The following is a 20,018-nucleotide window of genomic DNA, read 5'->3' as shown; positions in this document are numbered from 1 at the left end:
TTTATGTCCTATTTGTTACGGAGTTATTTAAATTTTTCTACATATAATCATAAGTTCTGTCGCTGTGAAAAATCCTATATCATATAAAGAAGTTTTTAATTTTTCAAAAGTATTTAAATATGAATTATATTCTTCAAAATCTTTTATATTCTTGAGTTTTTCATCTATTGCATTAAAGTACTCATCCAATATTTTCTCTTCTTTTTCTAGATTTTCAATTTTCAATTGCTCTTCATGAGTATTAAATTCAAACATATCAACCATTTTAAGATTTAAATCTTTAACTGTACATATTAATTCTTCCTTAGAGAAAGTTTTATTATGACATTTACCAAGTAAAGAATCTATTTCTCCTTGTAAATGATGAAGCTTAACATGTGAAAGTTGCTTTTCTGATTGGTTATCAAAGAACATTTCATTAACAATAAACAATCCATTTACCTTTAAAACTCTTTTCATTTCTTTTAATACATTTTCTTTATTAGGTAAATGATGGAGAGTATTTGAAATACAAACCACATCAAAACTGTTATCTTCAAAGGTCATATTTTCTCCATCCATACAAATAAATTGAATTCTATCATCCTTAGATAGTTCTTTAGCTTTATCTATAGCTGTTTTATTAGGATCTATTCCGATGATACCTTTGTACTCAGTAAGGCTTTCTTGAAGTATTTCAATAAAAGAACCAATTCCAGTTCCTACATCTAAAACTTTTAAGTCCTTGGGTTCGTTATGTAAGATTCCTTTTAAAATTTCCATTTCTCATCCTCCATTTAGTTTAATAACACAGATAATGATATTTATATATTAGTTGCAATAATAAAAATACATTCTTTATTTATTATTACATAAGTATATATTAAATTAAAATTCAATCCCATTTTTTAATATTTTAATGGACCGTTCAATTGCTTCTTCAATTTCTTTTATCCAATCACTTGGAGGATTTGGATTATTTATTAAAGATAGCATTCCTGGTATGTCTATGAGTTTAGCAAGTTTTAGCCATTCTTTAGATACCTTATTTTTTGCAAAGGCGTTATAGCCATTAATAAAACTGTCATAGGTGCTTTTTTCTAAATATTTATCTAAACTAGCTCTATTTCTAAAGAATTTTCCAATATCATAATACATTGAAGCAGATAAACTATATTCGAAATCTATAAACCAAACATGTTCATTAGAATCTATTAAGATATTAGAAGGATAAAAATCTCCATGAGAATAAAGAAATACTGTATCTAATTCTTTTAATAAAGCATTATTTTCCGATATAAATTCAAGAAGCCTTTGCTTTATTTTATTACTAATATGGATTCCAGGAAATCCATTGAGAAGATTCTGATATAGCTCAGAGGTAGGCGGTAATGTACTTTTAAGATCTAAGTCTTTAGTTAATTTACCCTTACTTTTATACTGGTGGCTATGAAGAAGAGCTAATTTACTACCTATATAATAGGCTATTCCTTCTGGGAATTCTCCCTTATTTATAATATATTGTTTTAGAGTTATACCATCGATGTATTCCATTATTACGTATGGATTATTATAAATATTTTTACTATTATCGTATAAATATATTTCTGGCACATTTACATATTGTCTTGCATAAGAGTAAGAGGATATTTCTATTTCACTATTGCCCCCATTTTCGGGATAAATCTTTAATAGATATTTTTTAGAAGTATTTTTTATGTAAACTATATAATTGCTAGTACTTAAACCTTCTGGTATTAATTTTAAATTTGTCACTTGGATTCTATTGTCATATTGTGAAAATAATTTTTGTGATGTTTCCTTGTCTATGAGGATATAATCATATAACCTATTATCCTTATTACTCATTTATACCTCCAGAATTGTTATATTTACAAATTAAAATTCTTATAAGAGTTAGAAGTATTCTAACTAATTATAACATAATATTGGATTTTAATACATATTTTACAATACACTATTTCAAATATAGTCTATATTTAGAATAATATGATACAATATACTTTTAATAAAGGAGTGTATATAGATAAGAAGATTAGATATAAAGCTGTAGAGGATAGCTGATTATATTTTAGTGTAATAAATAGCCATTGACTTATAATTCTATAAAAAGTATAATGTAAACGGAATTTAAATATAGTTTAGGTGCTTTAAGTATAAAGTGAAAAGGGAATATGGTTTAAATCCATAGCAGCCCCCGCTACTGTAAATGATGACGAACCTCATATGTGTAACCACTCTTGTTTAGGGGAAGGTGAGGTGTAGGATGAATCATGAGCCAGGAGACCTGCCTGAATAATTTAAGCTTTCGGAGGGAAAGAACTATTTTAAGATTTTAAAAATTATTAATTATTATGAAAAGCTTTTTATTTATAATAATATTAGCTTTTATATAATTCTAGTAATCTGCTTAAATAGTAATATTTTCTATACAAAGACAAGGAAGCTTAGGGTCCTTGTCTTTTTTTTAATATAAATAAAGGGATGGTGTAGATATGGCAAAAATTATGGTTCAAGGTACTGCTTCTTCAGTTGGAAAAAGTATTCTAGTAACAGCACTTTGTAGAATTTTTAAACAGGATGGGTATTCAGTTTGCCCTTACAAATCTCAAAATATGTCTTTGAATTCATATATAACATTAGATGGAAAAGAGATGGGAAGGGCTCAAGTACTTCAAGCCTATGCAGCTGGGCTAGAGCCACAGGCTTTTATGAATCCAATATTATTAAAACCTACCACAGATAAGAATTGTCAGATAATATTTAAGGGAGAGGTTTATGGATATTCTGACGCTAAGAGATATCATAATTTAAAGGTGCAATTTAAGGAACAGTTAAAAGAGGATTTTCAGAAGTTAGAAAGTGAATTTGATATCATTGTAATGGAGGGTGCAGGAAGCCCAGCAGAGATAAACTTAAGAGAGAATGATATTGTAAATATGGGCATGGCAGAGCTTATAGATGCACCTGTAGTATTAGTGGGTGATATTGATAAAGGAGGAGTTTTTGCTTCTCTATTAGGCACTCTAATGCTTTTAAGTGATAGTGAAAGGGAAAGAGTTAAAGGAACTATAATAAATAAATTTAGGGGAGATATTTCACTGCTTAAGCCTGGTATAGATCAAATAGAAGAGATAACAAAGAAACAATGTTTAGGAGTAGTTCCTTATGTAAGATTAGATTTAGAAGATGAGGATGGAGCTGTAGAACTTAACAAAGCTGTTAAGGGAGAAATAGATGTAGCGGTTATAAAACTTCCTCATATATCAAACTTTACAGATTTTGATGCACTAGAAATAGAGGAAGATGTATCAGTAAGATATATTACTTCAGTTAAAGAGTTTGGTAATCCGGATTTATTAATAATACCAGGTACTAAAAACACCTTAGGAGATTTAGAGATATTAAAGGAATGCGATCTTTTCAATGAGATTGTAAAATATTCAACAAGAGGAAAAATTGTAGGTATTTGTGGAGGATATCAGATGTTAGGAGCTCTGTTAGAAGACCCATATGGTGTTGAAACAGATATAAAAAGTACTGAGGGGTTAAATTTATTGCCTATTAGAACCATATTTGAAGAGAAAAAGGTTACCACAAGAGTAGAAGGAAGAATAAATAAAGAACTATTAAATGTGGAAAAAGATATTTCAGTCTATGGATATGAGATACATATGGGAAAATCCTATATGTTAGAAGGTAGTAAGGAGTTAGTTCATATATCAAGTAGCAATGGAAATAAGTCTAACCATATGGATGGAGCTATAAATCAAAGTGGAAGTATAATGGGAACTTATATTCATGGAATTTTTGATGGAGTTGAATTTAGAGAGTATATTTTAAATCAGATAAGAGATAAAAAAGGTATAGAGAAGAAAAATTCAAAGGTTTATGAAAGCATCAGAGAAAAGGAATTAGATAAATTAGCTGATCTAGTTAGGGAATCCCTTAATATGAAAGAGATATATAGTGCAATGGGATTAAAATAACTAACTAGGAGAGAGTAGAATGTTTGTTTTTGATATAAAGATAAATTTAATATGTGTAGTTTTTGCAATGATAATTGATTTCATATTAGGGGATCCTCAATGGCTCCCTCATCCAATAATATATATTGGGAAATTAATAAAGAAAATAGAGGTTTGCTTAAGAAAAAGATTTGAAAATGATTATAGATTAAAAAGAGCTTCTAGCATAATGGTGATTATAGTATGTGTGGTTACATTCATAATTCCCTATTGCTTATTAGCTTTAACTATTAAAAATCAGGTATGGTACATTATTCTAAATACATTAATTATTTGGACTACCTTAGCAGCTAAAAGTCTTCATGCAGCAGGAATAGAAGTGTATGATTCCTTAGAGAAGGATGACTTAATAGATGCAAGGAAAAAGCTTTCATATATAGTTGGAAGAGATACTGAAAATCTTACAAAAGATGAAGTTATAAGAGCTGATATTGAGACTATTGCTGAAAATGCATCAGATGGTATAATTGCGCCAATGTTTTATGCGTTATTAGGTGGTGCACCCTTAGCCATGATGTATAAGGGCATTAACACAATGGATTCAATGGTTGGATATTTGAATGAGAAGTATAAGAATATAGGATATTTTCCTGCAAATGTGGATGATGTATTTAATTTTATACCAGCTAGAATTACAGGGATACTTATGTGCATTGGAGCACCATTGGTGGGAGGAAATATATTTAAGAGTTTTAAAATAATGATTAGAGATAGAAAAAACCATAAAAGTCCTAATTGTGCTTATCCAGAGGGAGCAACAGCTGGAGCTTTAAAAATACAGTTAGGGGGAAGTAATTTTTATTTTGGCGAAGAGATATATAAGCCTACCATTGGAGATAAGATAGATGAGTTAAATTATAAACATATAAAAGAATCCATAAAACTTATGTATATAAGTGAAATTTTAATGGTTATTATGGGTGTAATTATATGGAGTATATAAAAATTAATAGAGAAAGGTGGTGTTCTTTAAATTGAAGCATGGAGGAGATATCTATACTCATGGTTTATTAGAGGGAAAAACGTTGATAGACTTTAGTTCAAATATCAATCCTACTCCAGTATCAAGAGATTTTATAAATAATGTAGACGAAGCATTAAATAATATAAGATTTTATCCAGATATTCAATATAGAAGCTTAAGAGCACATATATGTAAATATTTAAGTATGTGCGAACAATACTTTTCTTCTAGTAAAGATAATAACAAAAAGAATTATATAGAGCATATAGATGAAGAATGTATAATAGTAGGAAACGGGGCTGCTGAGATACTTGACCTAGCAATAAGCTCAATGGATTCTATAACTGTAGTAGTACCTTCTTTTGTAGAATATGAGGATTTTGGAAAGAAACATAATTTAAATATTAATTATTGTGATTTAAACGAACATATGGAATATGATTATGAGGATATGTTAAAAAAAATACAAGCTACAGATGGAATAATAATTGGAAATCCTAATAATCCTAATGGGTGTATAATTCATAGTGAGAAATTTATAGAAATTCTTATGTATTGTGAGAATAATGATAAATTAGTAATTATAGATGAAGCATTTATTGAATTTATATGGGATTATAATAACAGTATGATAAAGTATATTGAAAGTTTTAGCTGTATTTTAATTGTAAGAGCAATTACAAAATTCTATTCCATGCCAGGTATTAGATTTGGATATGGAATTACTAAAAATAAGAAATTTTTAGAGTTTGTAAAGAAAAATCAAAATCCATGGAGTGTAAACTGTTTTGCAGAAGTGGCTGTAAAATATGCTCTCTTTGATGAGGATTTTATTAAAAGGTCTTTAGAATGGATACATGAAGAAAGAAAATATTTATATAATAAGGTTAAGAGAATTAGTTTTATTGAAAAGATTTATGAAAGTCAAGGAAATTATTTCCTTTGTAAGTTGAAAAATATAGATAGTCATAACTTATGTAATAAAATGTTAACAGAAGGAATACTTATAAGAAATTGTGCTAACTATAGAGGACTAGACAATAAATATATTAGAATAGCCATTAAAGACAGGAAAAGCAACGAAGAGCTTTTAAGAGGTCTTAAAGAAATAGAAAATAAGCTTATTTGATTTTGAATAAAGTAAAGGTGATGTTAGTGAATAATGAAGAAGGCTTAGATAAATATGCCTTTATATCTATTAAAGGTGAAAACACTAAGGCTCTAGTCCTTGGAGGAGGAAAAGCCGCTGTTATAAAAATTAATACCCTTTTAAAAAGAGGATTTACGGTAGATTGCATTACTCGGGAAATCACAGAAAATTTAATGAAAATAAGAGATTATAAATTCTCACTTCTAGATTACGAATTTAAAGAAGAGTTAGTTGACAAATATCATTTAATAGTAATTTGCACTAATGATGAGGAATTTAATAAAGAAATAAGAAATATATGTAATAATAAAAATAGAATTTATATCGATAGTACGAAACCAGAGGAATCACAGGGAACCATCTGTGCCTCAGGAGAAACAAAGAGTACATCCTTTGGTATAAGAGTTAAACATAAAAATCCTAAAGCAGCTGTATTTCTATGTGAAAAGACTGAAAAATATTTAGAATCCTTTGATGGCTTTGTAAATTTTATTACTAGAATTAGAAATAGTATTAAGCCACTAAAGGAAAAGGGAGAGATTCTCCAATTTTTGTGTTCGGAGGATTTTATGTTTTTTTATGAAAAAGGTTATGGTGAGGAAATTTTAGATTTATTTTATGGAGGTTTTGGATTTGAAATTAAAGATAGCAACTAGAAAAAGTAAACTTGCACAAGTACAAACAGAATTTGTAATGGAAATACTAAATAAAATCCATGGAATAGAGTGTGAAAAAGTTCTAACAGATACAATTGGCGATCAGAGATTAGATGTAACCTTGGATAAAATCGGAGGTAAAGGATTATTCATTAAAGAGCTAGAAAAATTAATGTATGATGGAACTGCAGAGGCTGGAGTTCACAGTATGAAAGATGTGCCTTATGAGTTACCAGAAGGTTTTTCCATTGCGGCTATGCCGATAAGAGAAGATGTAAGAGATGCCTTTGTATCACTTAATGGACTAAAATTTAAAGAATTACCTGTGGGAGCTAGGATAGGAACAAGCAGTAAGAGAAGAAGTGAACAACTGAAAATTCTTAGACCTGATGTTGAAATTGTACCAGTTAGAGGCAATGTGCAAACTAGAATAAAGAAGATTGAAAGTGAAAATTTAGATGGTATTATTCTAGCAGCAGCAGGACTTAAAAGGTTAGGAATGGAACATATAATTACAGATTATTTTGAACCAGATGAGATGGTACCAGCCATAGGGCAAGGTGCTTTAGGCATAGAAATATATAAAGATTGTAGATATAAAAAGCAGCTTGAGGCATTAGATAATAACCTTGTAAGAATTTGTGTAGAAGCTGAGAGAAGTTTTATGACTGACTTAGAAGGAGATTGTCATTCCACTATAGGAGCTTATGCATATATTGTGGAAGATCAATTAACTATTACAGGAATATATGAAGTTGAAGGAAAATTAGTAAAGAAGACTTTGACAGGACCTGTAGAAAAAAGTCGTGAGTTAGGAAGTCAATTGGCAGAGGAAATATTAAAGAGTAAGAGCAATTAGGAGGACTTATGGGTAAAGTTTATTTAATAGGCGGAGGACCGGGAAGAGAAGATCTTATAACAGTTAGAGCAGTAAAGGCATTAGAAAAGTGTACAGCTATTTTATATGACAGATTATCTGGTGAAGGGGTTCTTAAATATGTAAATAAGGATGCAAAGCTTTTTTATTGCGGAAAAGAGCCAGGATGTCATTATAAAACACAAGAAGAAATTAATGAGATAATGATAAAATTGGCAAAGGAAGGCCATATAGTAGGAAGAATAAAAGGCGGAGATCCATATATTTTTGGTCGTGGAGGAGAAGAGGCCTTAGATTTAATAAAAGAAAATATTTCTTTTGAAGTAATACCTGGAATTACATCTCCTATAGCCGCACTGAATTATGGGGGAATACCTGTTACACATAGAAAAATAGCCCAAAGCTTTCATGTTTTCACGGGTAAGAGTGCCCAAGGTGTAAATTTAGATTTTGAGGTAATATCAAAACTAAAGGGTACTTTAATATTTATGATGAGCTACGAAAACCTTTCACTTATTGCTAGTGGCTTAATTAATGCTGGAAAGAATGAAAATACACCAGTAGCTGTGGTTATGAGAGGCACAACATATGCACAAAAAAAGGCTGTGGGGACCTTAGCTAATATAACTGAAGAGGCTAAAAAAAATAATTTAAGTAATCCGGCTATAATCGTAGTGGGAGATGTAGTGAATTTCCATGATAAGTTAAATTGGTTTGAGCAAAAACCTTTATTTGGAAGAAATATATGTATCACAAGGACAATAGAGCAAAGTGTGGAAATAAGCGAGGAATTAAGAGAGTTAGGGGCAGAGGTTACGGAAATTAACTCCATAGCAATTAAAGCTAACCTAGATGAATTAAAGCCGTTACTACCTAAATTATCTCAATATGACTATGTGGTTTTCACCAGTGTTAATGGAGTGAAAAATTTCTTCAATGCTCTTATTAGATATAAGATTGATGTGAGAAAAATAAAAGGTGAATTTATATCTATAGGTAATGCAACAACTGAAGAATTAGAATTAAAAGGAATAATGCCATTGATAACTGCAGAGGAATTTACTGCAGAGGGACTTTTTGAAGCTATGAAAGACAAGGTGAAATCTGGAGATAAGATATTAATTCCTCGATCTAAACAAGGAAGAACATACTTAGTAGAAGAATTAAATAAATTAGGAGTAAATGTGGATGATCTACATATTTATGATACCGTACTAGGGGAAAATCATAATTTAGGATCCTTTAAAAACTGTGATACTGTGTTGTTCACAAGCCCTTCTACAGTGAGAAATATGATTTCCCTGGTAGGAATAGAAGAGATAATGAAGAAAATAGTAATTTCAATAGGACCTATAACTGCTAAAGAGTTGGATAAAAATGAAATTAAATATATTATGTGTGATGAGCCTAATAATAATGGAATTATAAAAAAAATTATTAAGTAATAAAAATTAAGAAAATAAGAAAGAAGGTGAATGGAAGTTGTTTTAAGAGGTATTAAATGGAATAATTTTGTTATATGAGTGCCTAGAAATATTGCTAAGTTATTTAAAGTACAAATATTTTCTAAAACTTCCATTTCTAAAATACTCTTGAGATAATTCCAATAGCTATGTATAAAAGATTTAGAAGACTAAGAGAAAACGATGCTATTAGATCTATGGTTAGAGAAACTGTGTTGAGTAGTGATGATTTTATCTTTCCTATATTTGTAGTAGAAGGTGAAAATATAAAAGAAGAAATACCTTCATTAAAAGGAAATTACCATTGGTCTATAGATAGATTAGAAGAAGTAATCAGAGATGTTGAACAAGCTGGAATTAGAGGAATTATTTTATTTGGACTTCCTAATGAAAAAGATGAGATTGCAACTTCAGCTTTTATAAGTGAAGGAATTGTACAAAAAGCAATAAGAAAAGTTAGAGAATTATCTGTGGATCTATTTATAGTTACTGATGTATGTATGTGTCAATATACTTCTCATGGACATTGTGGAATTATAAAAGGAGATAAAATTCACAATGACTCAACGTTAAATTATTTAGCTAAAATTGCAGTGTCTCATGCAGAAGCAGGAGCAGATATGATAGCTCCTTCTGATATGATGGATGGAAGAGTTAAAGCTATAAGAGATGCATTAGATGAAAATGGATATGACCATGTATCAATTATGAGTTATAGTGCTAAATATAGTTCTGCTATGTATGGTCCATTTAGAGATGCTGCTAACTCAACTCCACAGTTTGGAGATAGAAAGACCTATCAAATGGATCCATCAAATGGAAAAGAGGCAATGAGAGAAATAGAAGCGGATATAGAAGAAGGAGCAGACATCATAATGGTTAAACCAGCTGTTTTCTATTTAGATATAATAAAAGAAGCTGCTCTAACTTATAATATGCCAATGGCTGCTTATAACGTAAGTGGTGAGTATGCAATGATAAAAATAGCATCTGAAAATGGACTTTTAGATGAGAAAAACGCTGCACTAGAAATGTTAACCTCAATTAAGAGAGCAGGTGCAAAGATTATAATAACTTATTATGCGCTACAAGCATCAAAATGGATTAAAGAATAATAATTAAATAAAGGAGTATAGTTTTGAAGAATATATTCAAATTTGAGATTACTACAAAGAAACTTGTACTAATAGGTTTATTTATAGCCTTATGTTTTGTTGGTGGCAACATAAAGGTCTTTGGGTCTGTAGCTTTTGATTCTATGCCTGCATATTTAGGAACATTACTCTTAGGGCCTATATATGGAGCGATAATCGGAATGTTAGGTCATCTATTTACAGCTCTTACTAGTGGATTTCCAATGACTTTGCCAGTACACATAATTATATCCTTAGATATGGCACTTACCATGTTAATGGCATATTCAGCCTTTCAATTAGGAAATAAGTATAACAAAAATATGGCATATCTATTGTTTATAATAGTGGGAGTGCTATTTAATGGACCTATAGGAGTATTTATGCTTATACCAATATTAGGCAAAGGAGTCATCGGGATGCTTCCTATATTATCAGTAGTAGCATTAATTAATATAGTAATAGCTATAGGAGTTTTTATACTTGTTCCAATAACAGAAAGAAGGAATTTATTGTAAAAAATGGAACAAGCAAAGGAATGAATTCAACTAATGAACTAGAGGTATATAAATTATTACCACCATTTTTAAAGCAAGAGGAACAAGAATTCTTGAAAAATGAAATTAGAGAAATATAGGGAAGTAGGTGTTGAAGGTAAATTTCTTCAGCACCTTTATTTGAAGTAAATTAGTAATTAATAGTATTTGTAAAGATTTCCACAGTGTGTTAAGATTGTACTAGAGGTGATAATTATGGATTTAAATTGGATTTGGTTTGGTCTATTAATATTTGTAATTTTAATAGATATATTTACTAGTAACTTTACATTTTCATGGTTAGGAATTGGGTTCATACCTGCATTTATAGCCGGATTTTTCGTGGACTTCACCACCCAAATATGGATAGCACTAGTAATAGGAATAATATCTATAATTTTTGGTCTTAAGATATCCAAAAAATATATTAATGTTAAGTTACCAGAAGAAAAACTTCTCGTTGGAAAATATGAAGGTGTAGAATTTACCTCTGATACTTCAATTGGAACAAATAAGGAAAGTAGAATTAAGGTTAATGAAGTATATTGGACAGCTAGAAATATTGGAGAGGCAATAGAGGAAGGCGATAGATTTAAAGTTATTAAAATTGATAGCAATAAATTAATTATTAAAAAAGGAGAGGAGTAATATTATGGGACCTATTATAGGAATTTTAGTTATTTTATTAGTAATACTCATACTAATAATTAGTTCAGTAAAAGTAGTTAATACAGGAGCAAATTATGTATTGGAAAGATTCGGGCAATTTTATAAAACCCTTCAGCCGGGGTGGCATTTTACAATTCCTTTTGTGGACTTTGTAAGAAAAAGAGTATCTATGAAGCAACAGATATTAGATATACCACCACAAAATGTTATAACAAAAGATAATGTTAAAATATCTATAGATAATGTTATATTTTATCAAGTTTTAAGTGCTAAAGATGCAGTATATAATATAGAGAATTATGTTCAAGGTATTATGTATTCAACAGTTACTAATATGAGGAATATTGTAGGAGATATGTCATTAGATGAAGTGTTAGCGGGAAGAGATGCTATTAACTTTAAACTATTAGAAATAATAGATAAGGTTACAGATGCCTATGGAATTAAAATACTTTCTGTAGAAATTAAGAATATAATTCCACCAGCAGAAATTCAAGAAGCTATGGAAAAACAAATGAAGGCAGAAAGAAATAAGAGAGCAGCTATACTTACAGCAGAGGGTGACAGAGAAAGTTCTATTGCTAGAGCAGAAGGAGAGAAACAATCTAAGATTCTTCAAGCGGAGGCAGAGAAAGAGGCAAATATAAGAAGAGCTGAGGGGTTAAAAGAATCTCAGTTACTTGAAGCAGAGGGAAAAGCTAAAGCAATTAATATAATAGCTTTAGCTGATGCAGAAGCGATAACAAAAGTAAACAAAGCAATCTTAGAATCAGGCACTAATTCAACTGTAGTAGCTTTAAAACAAGTTGAAGCTCTGAAAGAATTATCTAAGAATCCAGCAAATAAATTAATACTGCCTGTAGACGCATTGTCTTCACTAGGAAGTATTTCAGCCATTGCTGAAACTCTAAAGATGAATAAAGAATAATTATTATGATATAGAATTTAGAACAAAGGTGAAATCTATAGATGAGTTTCACCTTTATTTTATGTTATAAACTAAAAATATGACAAAAATTATTTTAAGTCATTATAAGATTTTATATCATAAAGAGATTTTGCATTAGTTATTGCATTTATAACTGCTTGCTCCATAGCATTTGTTGCAAGAACTCCAACAATATTAACATCACACTGTACTTTATTTGTAGCCATTGTGAAAATAGTATCCCCATCAAACATGGTATGTGCAGGTCTTATAGTTCTAGCAAAGCCGTTATGGGCCATAGAACTTATTTTATTAGCTTCAGCTTTAGTTAAGATTCCGTTAGTTACAATGCATCCAATGGTAGTATTTCCTTTAAAGCCATGAACCTTTTGATCATGCATATTTATTAGAGTAATTTCTGAATTTAAGAAATTATTATTATTATCAATAGCACCAGCAAGTATTTCTCCAGTTTTAGGATTTATCACATCACCAAAAGCATTAACGGCAACTATTGCACCCACTTGTAAACCTCCTATTTCATAGGCACAGCATCCAATACCACCTTTCATAGAATAGGTAGGACCTAGAACTTTACCAATGGTTGCACCCATACCAGCCCCTACATTTCCTTGCAAATCTATACAGGTATTTTCTGAATTGATACAGGCATTAAAACCCATTTCACTATCAGGTCTTATGGAGCTATTACCAATTATTAAATCAAATAGTACTGCACTACACACAATAGGCACTTTAGTAACTCCAACATCAAAGCCTATGCCTTTATTTTCTAGATATTTCATGACCCCAGAAGAAGAATCAAGTCCAAAGGCACTTCCGCCAGAGAGAACTACTGCATGAATTTTCTGTATCATCTCCATAGGATTTAATAAATCAGTCTCTCTAGTTCCAGGTGAACCACCACGTACAGCTACACCACCAGAAGCACCTTCTTCACATAATATAACTGTACAACCAGTAGCTGCATCTTCATTATGACAATGACCAACTTTTATGCCTTGAATATGAATAAAATTTATATTCTTCATAATTTCACCTCTTATCATAAATAAAGCTCCTAGAGTAGCTAGGAGCAACGAATCTATTTTAATATTTTTTTCAAACTTAAAACCACTGCAGAAGTTATTACAGCAGCAAGTATAGCTTCTGCTAAACCATTGGTTCCTGCAACAGTTAAGTAGGATATTCTAACAGCTTCTTTAGAAATTCCAAGTACTTGAGAAAGTTTATCTGCATATAATAAATAAGCAAGACCAAGAACTCCTAGAGTGTTTACAAAAGAACCAACAAGAGATGCAATAGATATTCTTAAAACTTGTTTTTTTGTTTTAATCATCTTATATACATAGTAGCTTAAAATTCCAATTAAAACCCGTGGAACTATAGATATAATAGGGTTCATGAATAAGAAAGCAGTTACAGTTCCAGAGGAAAAAGAACGTATAAAACTAAATATACCAAAGACTAGTCCAACAAAACCTCCAACAACAGGGCCTTCTAAAAGAGCACCGATGATAACTGGAACATGCAGAATTGTGGCACTAATAAATGGCAGAGGCACCATACCTAGTGGTGTCATACCTAGTATAATACAAATAGAGGATAACATACCTACAAGGACAATCTGCCTAGTTGTAAGTTTAGATGATTTTGATGTGGATGTTAATTTGTTTTCCATAAATATTCCTCCCATTATTATTCTCCATAGAGATATAATTCGGGTCTAATTATAAAATATTAGACACGTTCGGTTCTATAAGGATACCGACAAGTTTATTTTACCACGATAAATGAAAAAATCAATATTTATACATTAAAAATTTAGTGTAAACACAGAATTTATCATTATTTATATATTTTATGGAGCATTATGTATAATAATAAGATTATGTTATAATAGTAGTTAAATAATATTATAATATAATCTATAAGAGAGAAGAGGTGTAGTATGAAGATATTAAATGTTGATATGGAATTATTATTGGAGCTGAGTGTACAAGAAACTAGGGGAGATGGGGAGTCCTATTTAAATTTAACCAATGGAGAATTTGCATATATACCTAGAAATGTGATAAAGGCTATGGAAAATGAAGAAAATTTTGAAGAGTTAGAGTCTTGGGAAAGAAAATTGGCAGATGAGGCAGAAGATATAATTATGAATTATGATAGTAATTATCTATATGTGCCACTAGTGAGTGAAAATATAATCATAGATATTATGAAAAAATTTATAAATACAATTAAAGATAGTGAATTAGCTACAAAGTTATATAAGGCCATAGATTGGAATAGTGTTTATACCTCTTTTAATAAAGAAATGATAAAGAATGATAAAATAGATGAATTTTATGATTTTCAAGATAAAGAGCTAAAAAAATATCTAATACAATGGTTAGAATCTCATGAGATTAAAGTTTTAGATAATATGTAGTTCATTATCAACACTACATTAAAACAAAGTCTAAAATAGACGAGTTGTAGAATATTATAAGTATGAGATATTCTACAACTCGTTTTATTTAATATGAATTAAATATCTAAAAATGGAGTATGTTTTTCAATGAAAACCTTATGCCAAATTAAGAATATAAGTATAGTCCAAATTTTTCTACTTAAATCAAAAGGACCTGCTTTATGATCTTCTACTAACTTGATTGCAGCAGATTTATTTATAAATTCATCAGCATTGCTATCTTTTATTATGTTTATAGCCCACTCATAAAGTTCATCTTTAAGCCAAAGACGAATAGGAACAGGGTATCCTAATTTTTTTCTGTCTAAAGCTGAAAGGTCAAGTTCAGACTTAAAAGATTCTCTTAAAAGATATTTTGTTATATGACCATTAATTTTTTCATCTGAAGTTAATTTAGAAGCTACTCTAAATACCTCTTTATCTAAGAACGGTACTCTAAGTTCTAAGGAATGAGCCATAGTCATTCTATCAGCTTTAACTAAGATATCTCCTGTAAGCCATGTATTAAAATCTACGAATTGCATTTGTGTTATTGGGTCATAATTAGATGCTCTATCGTAGATATCATTCATAGCATTCTTTATAGAGTATTTAGAATTATAATTATTAAGAATAGATTCTTTTTCATTATCTAAGAAGATTTTTGCATTTCCTACATATCGTTCTCTCATAGGAGTACATCCTCTTTCAATGAAGCTTTTTCCTCGAGTTCCTTGAGGAACTATTGATGCTCCAGATTTTAGTGCCTTCTTCATGAAATTAGGAATATGATCAAACATCTTTAATGAGTTTGGTTCATGGTATATGGTATACCCACCAAAGACTTCATCAGCACCTTCACCTGATAGAATAACAGTTACATGTTTTGCTGCTTCTTGAGCTATAAAATATAGTGGAATTGCAGCTGGGTCAGCCACTGGCTCATCCATATGCCATATAATTTTTGGCAATTCATTAGCAAATTCTTCAAAGGTTATAATTTTACTAATATTCTCTACTCCAATTTTATCAGCACTTTCTTTAGCTAAATCAATTTCAGTATAGCCTTGTCTATCAAATCCTATAGTAAAGGTTTTAATATCTGGATTATATTTTTTAGCAAGGGCAGTAACTACAGTAGAGTCAATACCGCCAGATAGAAAAGTAGCAACAGGAACATCTGCTTGCATATGTAGTTTAACTGAATCATCTAGAACCTTGCGAATTTCTTCCATTTTTTCATCCTTTGGACCTGGTGTAGGATTGAATTTAATAGAATAATAACAACTAATTTCATGAGGTTTTCCCAATTTCTTTTTAATTGTATGACCTGGTTTTAAAATATTTACATTTTTCAAAAGCGTTTTAGGTTCAGGAACAAATTGAAATGTAAGGTAATTATGTAGAGATTCATCATCTAATTCACTATAAGTACTATCTTCATTTTCATAGAAGCTTTTTAATTCGGATGCTATGAACAGCCCAGTGCTGTTCTCTATATAATAGAAGGGTTTTATTCCAAAGGCATCTCTAGCACCAAATAATGTTTCATTTTTTTTATCCCAAATAATGAAGGCAAACATACCTCTTAATTTTTCAACAAATTTTTCACCATAATGAATATATGATTTAGCAATTACTTCTACCTCTGAATTGGTGATAAATTCATATCCTTCTTTGATTAATTGATTTCTAAGATATATATAATTATAAATCTCACCGTTAAAGACTATCTCTAACTCGTTATTATAGGAATAAGGTTGAATTCCATTTTCTAAGTCTAAGATACTTAATCTTCGAAAGCCTAAATACACACTATCATCCATATATTCTCCATCTTGGTTAGGACCACGATGAGTAATAGCTTTTCTCATATTTCGGAGAGATTCTTTACTTTCTTCTTTAATGGTTGAATTACTAAAAAATGTTACAAATCCACACATAGTTTTTCCTCCTTAGTGGCATAATTTACAAATTACATATGAAAAATTTTACGATACAACTAGTTAATGGTCAATACCCACTATACATATTTTAACCATATTTTATTTCATATAAAACATAGTATAACACATTTCTTTATGAAAAGTTATATAGTAGTTAATTTTTATTTTCTATTACATAAATTTTAATTTCTATGTCAAATAATCATATAAATTAACTATAAATAATATAAATATTATAAAGGGTATTGTGAAATAAAATAGAATATTAAAAAATAAATTCCATTTTATTACAGTGAGGAGGATATTTATGAAAGGGCATAATGGAAGAAATATATGTTTCTATTATTATGGAAAGGATCATTATTTAATAAATTTATATAAATATATAAAGAAAAATATGGAAAATAATATATACACACTGATGTTTATAGATAAAAATATATATGAGCTATTAATAAATAATTTAGATGATAATGAAAAGTGTATGTTGGAAAATATAAATATTGATGTGCTTATGATTGAAACTACATTGGATGATAAAGAATGTATTTATAAGTATGTAGACAAACATAGACTTAAAATAATAAATAAAGGATTTTCAAATGTAAATCTTCTTTTTGACAGTAGTGAAATAATTAATAAAAGTTCTTATACAATATATAAAAATATAATATTTAATTTTATTGAAGTATGCATGGATAAAAGTATAGATATTTTAACTTGCTATGATTTTGAAGATTATATTAATAGAGGGAAAATTGTAACTGAAGATATTATAAAAATATCCTATGAAAAGCATTCATATAGAATGTTTTCTAATGAAATTTTACCAATAGATAATTTTAAAATAGACAAATCCATAGGATAATTCCATAATGTTATGTTAATTCATATAGTTGTAACAATATAATTTGATGAACATAAGATAATAGTAGGGATTTCCCTACTATATTTTATGTGCAGAAGGTGTTTATAGATGAATAGTAATAACATGGATATATATAATAAGATTAAGTTGTTAGTAAATTTACTATCCCAATCTAATAATCATACACGCCACTGTCCTTGTCCCTGTCCATCACCAGGACCACCAGGACCGCCAGGCCCAAGAGGACCACAAGGAATACAAGGCCAGATGGGACCTAGGGGACCACAGGGACCAGAAGGGCCACAAGGAATTCCAGGAGTTCAAGGGTTAAGAGGATATCAAGGCCCAACAGGCCCAACAGGCCCAACAGGTCCAAGAGGAGAAACAGGAGCAATAGGAGCAACAGGAGCAACAGGAGCAACAGGCCCAACAGGTCCAACAGGCCCAACAGGCCCAAGAGGGTTAACAGGAGCAACAGGAGAGACTGGTCCAACAGGTCCAAGAGGATTTATGGGATTGACAGGAGCAACAGGACCAACAGGAGCAACAGGCCCAACAGGACCAACAGGACCAACAGGACCAAGAGGATTCACAGGAGAAACTGGAGCAACGGGAGCAACAGGCCCAACAGGACCAACAGGTCCAAGGGGATTAACAGGCCCAACAGGACCAACAGGACCAACAGGCCCAACAGGCGCAACAGGCCCAACAGGACCAAGAGGATTCACAGGAGAGACTGGAGCAACAGGCCCAACAGGACCAACAGGGCCAACAGGACAAACAGGCCCAACAGGACCAAGAGGATTCACAGGAGAGACTGGAGCAACGGGACCAACGGGACCAACAGGCCCAACAGGCCCAAGGGGATTAACAGGCCCAACAGGAGCAACAGGCCCAACAGGCCCAACAGGTCCAACAGGCCCAACAGGCCCAACAGGACCAAGGGGATTAACAGGACCAACAGGACCAACAGGAGCAACAGGCCCAACAGGACCAACAGGACAAACAGGACCAACAGGCCCAAGAGGATTCACAGGAGAGACTGGAGCAACGGGACCAACAGGCCCAACAGGCCCAACAGGACCAAGGGGATTAACAGGACCAACAGGACCAACTGGAGCAACAGGCCCAACAGGCCCAACAGGCCCAACAGGCCCAACAGGACCAAGAGGATTCACAGGAGAGACTGGAGCAACAGGCCCAACAGGACCAACAGGACCAAGAGGGTTAACAGGAGCAACAGGCCCAACAGGCCCAACAGGACCAAGAGGATTAACAGGAGCAACAGGCCCAACAGGCCCAACAGGACCAAGAGGATTAACAGGACAAACAGGATCAACGGGAGCAACAGGACCAACAGGACCAAGAGGAAGTAATTGTTGTGAATACTGTTCTTTAAGAACTGAGCAGTTCTTACTGGCATTAATTGACTTCATTATAGAAAATGAACTTCCACCAATGCAAATAAATGTTTTCTTTAAAGGTGATACAAACAATAATAGAAGAATTATAGTTATAGATAGAAATAGTATTGTTACCAATGGAATGCTTTGTACAAGAACTCTTACAAATATTAATATATCTGTACCGATATTTAATATAGTAGGTATAGATTTCCCACATCATAGAATATATATCAACACTCCATTAGCTGAAGAAGAGGGAATATTACTATATATTCCTGATGTTGAACCACCGTCTGGATGCGAAGGTCTAAATTCTATAAAAGAAGTGTTAGAACAATCCATAATACAATCTGGGTGCGGAGAATTAACAGCAAGACAATTCCAACTAGTTGAATTTGTACCATTAGGATTAATGCGAGCTAGGGCTATATCAATAGCTTCTGGAATGGCAACTTTTGAAGGGCAGCAATCTAATAATAGGGGTACTTTCTTCTCAAGTTATTGTAATATTGTAGCTTTAGTTTCATCTTTTATTAATTGTGATTTGATTCAATAAAAATGTGGATACTCATAGGAGTATCCCTTTTAATGTAAAAAGTTAAATAATAAGTGTATAAGGATAAATAAATTTCCCCAAAAGTTATTATAAGCAATAATAAGAAATTTATTTATAAATTTATAAATGAAGGTAAAGATTATAATAAAATTAAATTATTATTAACAAATAAGACTTATTTATAATAAGATGGCAATTACAGTTGATCCTGAAAATTAATACGATAATTAAGTTGAATTTGAGTATATTGACAGCAAAAACATCTATGGTATTATAGAATTGTATTATTAATAAAATATCTTTTAAAACTTTAGATACAAAAGAGATTTTTGCACATAATAATAATAAGTTAGATAATACAA

Annotated in this window: 18 protein-coding genes and 1 riboswitch; of the genes, 13 read left to right on the top strand and 5 right to left on the bottom strand. The window is 31.0% G+C overall.

The genetic code is table 11. From position 1 onward, the window contains the following. Window positions 1-27: 27 nt before the first annotated feature. Both ACI48Q_RS11700 and ACI48Q_RS11695 read right to left on the bottom strand, forming a co-directional pair. Window positions 28-762: a class I SAM-dependent methyltransferase gene (locus ACI48Q_RS11700; protein ID WP_474919257.1), complete on the bottom strand. Its 735-nt coding sequence runs from the start codon at window positions 760-762 to the stop codon at window positions 28-30. A 105-nt stretch (window positions 763-867) separates the two neighbouring features. Next, window positions 868-1,848, bottom strand: coding sequence for an aminoglycoside phosphotransferase family protein (locus ACI48Q_RS11695; RefSeq protein ID WP_474919256.1), 981 nt, complete (start codon window positions 1,846-1,848; stop codon window positions 868-870). 278 nt (window positions 1,849-2,126) lie between these two features. Then, window positions 2,127-2,309: riboswitch (cobalamin riboswitch) on the top strand. 186 nt (window positions 2,310-2,495) lie between these two features. Here ACI48Q_RS11695 and ACI48Q_RS11690 point away from each other — a divergent pair. From ACI48Q_RS11690 to ACI48Q_RS11645, 10 genes are all read left to right on the top strand, one after another. Then, complete coding sequence (locus ACI48Q_RS11690; RefSeq protein WP_474919255.1) at window positions 2,496-3,989, top strand: cobyric acid synthase; 1,494 nt, start codon at window positions 2,496-2,498, stop codon at window positions 3,987-3,989. Window positions 3,990-4,008: 19 nt separating this feature from the next. Continuing rightward, window positions 4,009-4,971: an adenosylcobinamide-phosphate synthase CbiB gene (gene cbiB, locus ACI48Q_RS11685; RefSeq protein ID WP_474919254.1), complete on the top strand. Its 963-nt coding sequence runs from the start codon at window positions 4,009-4,011 to the stop codon at window positions 4,969-4,971. Window positions 4,972-5,002: 31 nt separating this feature from the next. Further along, entirely contained in the window at window positions 5,003-6,121 is a 1,119-nt protein-coding gene (locus ACI48Q_RS11680; protein ID WP_474919253.1) for a pyridoxal phosphate-dependent aminotransferase, read from the top strand. 26 nt (window positions 6,122-6,147) lie between these two features. Beyond that, window positions 6,148-6,798, top strand: a complete 651-nt coding sequence (locus ACI48Q_RS11675) for an NAD(P)-dependent oxidoreductase (protein WP_474919252.1) — start codon at window positions 6,148-6,150, stop codon at window positions 6,796-6,798. Further along, window positions 6,776-7,657 (top strand): hydroxymethylbilane synthase, encoded by an 882-nt coding sequence (gene hemC, locus ACI48Q_RS11670; protein ID WP_474919251.1) that lies wholly within the window; start codon window positions 6,776-6,778, stop codon window positions 7,655-7,657. Before ACI48Q_RS11675 ends, hemC begins: the two co-directional genes overlap by 23 nt. 8 nt (window positions 7,658-7,665) lie before the next feature. Beyond that, window positions 7,666-9,120, top strand: a complete 1,455-nt coding sequence (gene cobA, locus ACI48Q_RS11665) for a uroporphyrinogen-III C-methyltransferase (RefSeq protein ID WP_474919250.1) — start codon at window positions 7,666-7,668, stop codon at window positions 9,118-9,120. Between the two features lie 167 nt (window positions 9,121-9,287). After that, complete coding sequence (gene hemB, locus ACI48Q_RS11660) at window positions 9,288-10,253, top strand: porphobilinogen synthase (protein WP_474919249.1); 966 nt, start codon at window positions 9,288-9,290, stop codon at window positions 10,251-10,253. A 47-nt stretch (window positions 10,254-10,300) separates the two neighbouring features. Next, window positions 10,301-10,789 (top strand): ECF transporter S component, encoded by a 489-nt coding sequence (locus tag ACI48Q_RS11655; protein WP_474919529.1) that lies wholly within the window; start codon window positions 10,301-10,303, stop codon window positions 10,787-10,789. A 234-nt stretch (window positions 10,790-11,023) separates the two neighbouring features. Then, on the top strand, window positions 11,024-11,455 hold the full coding sequence (locus tag ACI48Q_RS11650) for an NfeD family protein (protein WP_474919248.1): 432 nt from the start codon (window positions 11,024-11,026) through the stop codon (window positions 11,453-11,455). Window positions 11,456-11,459: 4 nt separating this feature from the next. Continuing rightward, window positions 11,460-12,404 (top strand): SPFH domain-containing protein, encoded by a 945-nt coding sequence (locus ACI48Q_RS11645; RefSeq protein WP_474919247.1) that lies wholly within the window; start codon window positions 11,460-11,462, stop codon window positions 12,402-12,404. An 89-nt stretch (window positions 12,405-12,493) separates the two neighbouring features. Here the strand turns inward: ACI48Q_RS11645 and ACI48Q_RS11640 are convergent, their stop codons facing one another. Both ACI48Q_RS11640 and ACI48Q_RS11635 read right to left on the bottom strand, forming a co-directional pair. Beyond that, the gene (locus tag ACI48Q_RS11640) at window positions 12,494-13,456 is read right to left on the bottom strand and encodes a P1 family peptidase (protein WP_474919246.1); all 963 of its coding nucleotides are present in this window, start codon (window positions 13,454-13,456) and stop codon (window positions 12,494-12,496) included. Window positions 13,457-13,509: 53 nt separating this feature from the next. Then, window positions 13,510-14,106: an ECF transporter S component gene (locus tag ACI48Q_RS11635; RefSeq protein WP_474919245.1), complete on the bottom strand. Its 597-nt coding sequence runs from the start codon at window positions 14,104-14,106 to the stop codon at window positions 13,510-13,512. Between the two features lie 270 nt (window positions 14,107-14,376). On the opposite strand from ACI48Q_RS11635, the gene ACI48Q_RS11630 reads away from it, so the two are divergent. Further along, entirely contained in the window at window positions 14,377-14,859 is a 483-nt protein-coding gene (locus ACI48Q_RS11630; RefSeq protein WP_474919244.1) for a UPF0158 family protein, read from the top strand. A gap of 98 nt (window positions 14,860-14,957) precedes the next feature. Here ACI48Q_RS11630 and asnB read toward each other — a convergent pair whose 3' ends face one another. Then, a complete protein-coding gene (gene asnB, locus ACI48Q_RS11625) occupies window positions 14,958-16,823 on the bottom strand; it encodes an asparagine synthase (glutamine-hydrolyzing) (protein WP_474919243.1) in 1,866 nt (621 codons plus the stop codon). A 310-nt stretch (window positions 16,824-17,133) separates the two neighbouring features. Here asnB and ACI48Q_RS11620 point away from each other — a divergent pair, with 310 nt between their 5' ends. Both ACI48Q_RS11620 and ACI48Q_RS11615 read left to right on the top strand, forming a co-directional pair. Beyond that, window positions 17,134-17,694 carry a hypothetical protein gene (locus tag ACI48Q_RS11620; RefSeq protein ID WP_474919242.1) on the top strand — a complete coding sequence of 187 codons (561 nt, stop codon included), beginning with the start codon at window positions 17,134-17,136 and terminating at the stop codon, window positions 17,692-17,694. Between the two features lie 108 nt (window positions 17,695-17,802). Further along, window positions 17,803-19,656: a collagen-like domain-containing protein gene (locus ACI48Q_RS11615; RefSeq protein WP_474919241.1), complete on the top strand. Its 1,854-nt coding sequence runs from the start codon at window positions 17,803-17,805 to the stop codon at window positions 19,654-19,656. The last annotated feature ends 362 nt before the right edge of the window (window positions 19,657-20,018 follow it).

The sequence above is a fragment of the Clostridium sp. LXY-7 genome (assembly GCF_056172015.1).
Note: the sequence above shows the minus strand (reverse complement) of the source record. Positions and strands in the feature narration are given on the sequence as shown.

What these genes read in the sequence shown, in the direction of transcription:
- ACI48Q_RS11690 (WP_474919255.1), top strand. Translation starts at nt 2,496, where the DNA reads ATGGCAAAAATTATGGTTCAAGGTACTGCTTCTTCAGTTGGAAAAAGT.
- cobA (WP_474919250.1), top strand. Translation starts at nt 7,666, where the DNA reads ATGGGTAAAGTTTATTTAATAGGCGGAGGACCGGGAAGAGAAGATCTT.
- ACI48Q_RS11645 (WP_474919247.1), top strand. Translation starts at nt 11,460, where the DNA reads ATGGGACCTATTATAGGAATTTTAGTTATTTTATTAGTAATACTCATA.
- ACI48Q_RS11700 (WP_474919257.1), bottom strand. Translation starts at nt 762, where the DNA reads ATGGAAATTTTAAAAGGAATCTTACATAACGAACCCAAGGACTTAAAA.
- ACI48Q_RS11635 (WP_474919245.1), bottom strand. Translation starts at nt 14,106, where the DNA reads ATGGAAAACAAATTAACATCCACATCAAAATCATCTAAACTTACAACT.
- ACI48Q_RS11630 (WP_474919244.1), top strand. Translation starts at nt 14,377, where the DNA reads ATGAAGATATTAAATGTTGATATGGAATTATTATTGGAGCTGAGTGTA.
- cbiB (WP_474919254.1), top strand. Translation starts at nt 4,009, where the DNA reads ATGTTTGTTTTTGATATAAAGATAAATTTAATATGTGTAGTTTTTGCA.
- ACI48Q_RS11615 (WP_474919241.1), top strand. Translation starts at nt 17,803, where the DNA reads ATGAATAGTAATAACATGGATATATATAATAAGATTAAGTTGTTAGTA.
- ACI48Q_RS11640 (WP_474919246.1), bottom strand. Translation starts at nt 13,456, where the DNA reads ATGAAGAATATAAATTTTATTCATATTCAAGGCATAAAAGTTGGTCAT.
- asnB (WP_474919243.1), bottom strand. Translation starts at nt 16,823, where the DNA reads ATGTGTGGATTTGTAACATTTTTTAGTAATTCAACCATTAAAGAAGAA.
- ACI48Q_RS11620 (WP_474919242.1), top strand. Translation starts at nt 17,134, where the DNA reads ATGAAAGGGCATAATGGAAGAAATATATGTTTCTATTATTATGGAAAG.
- ACI48Q_RS11650 (WP_474919248.1), top strand. Translation starts at nt 11,024, where the DNA reads ATGGATTTAAATTGGATTTGGTTTGGTCTATTAATATTTGTAATTTTA.
- hemB (WP_474919249.1), top strand. Translation starts at nt 9,288, where the DNA reads ATGTATAAAAGATTTAGAAGACTAAGAGAAAACGATGCTATTAGATCT.
- ACI48Q_RS11695 (WP_474919256.1), bottom strand. Translation starts at nt 1,848, where the DNA reads ATGAGTAATAAGGATAATAGGTTATATGATTATATCCTCATAGACAAG.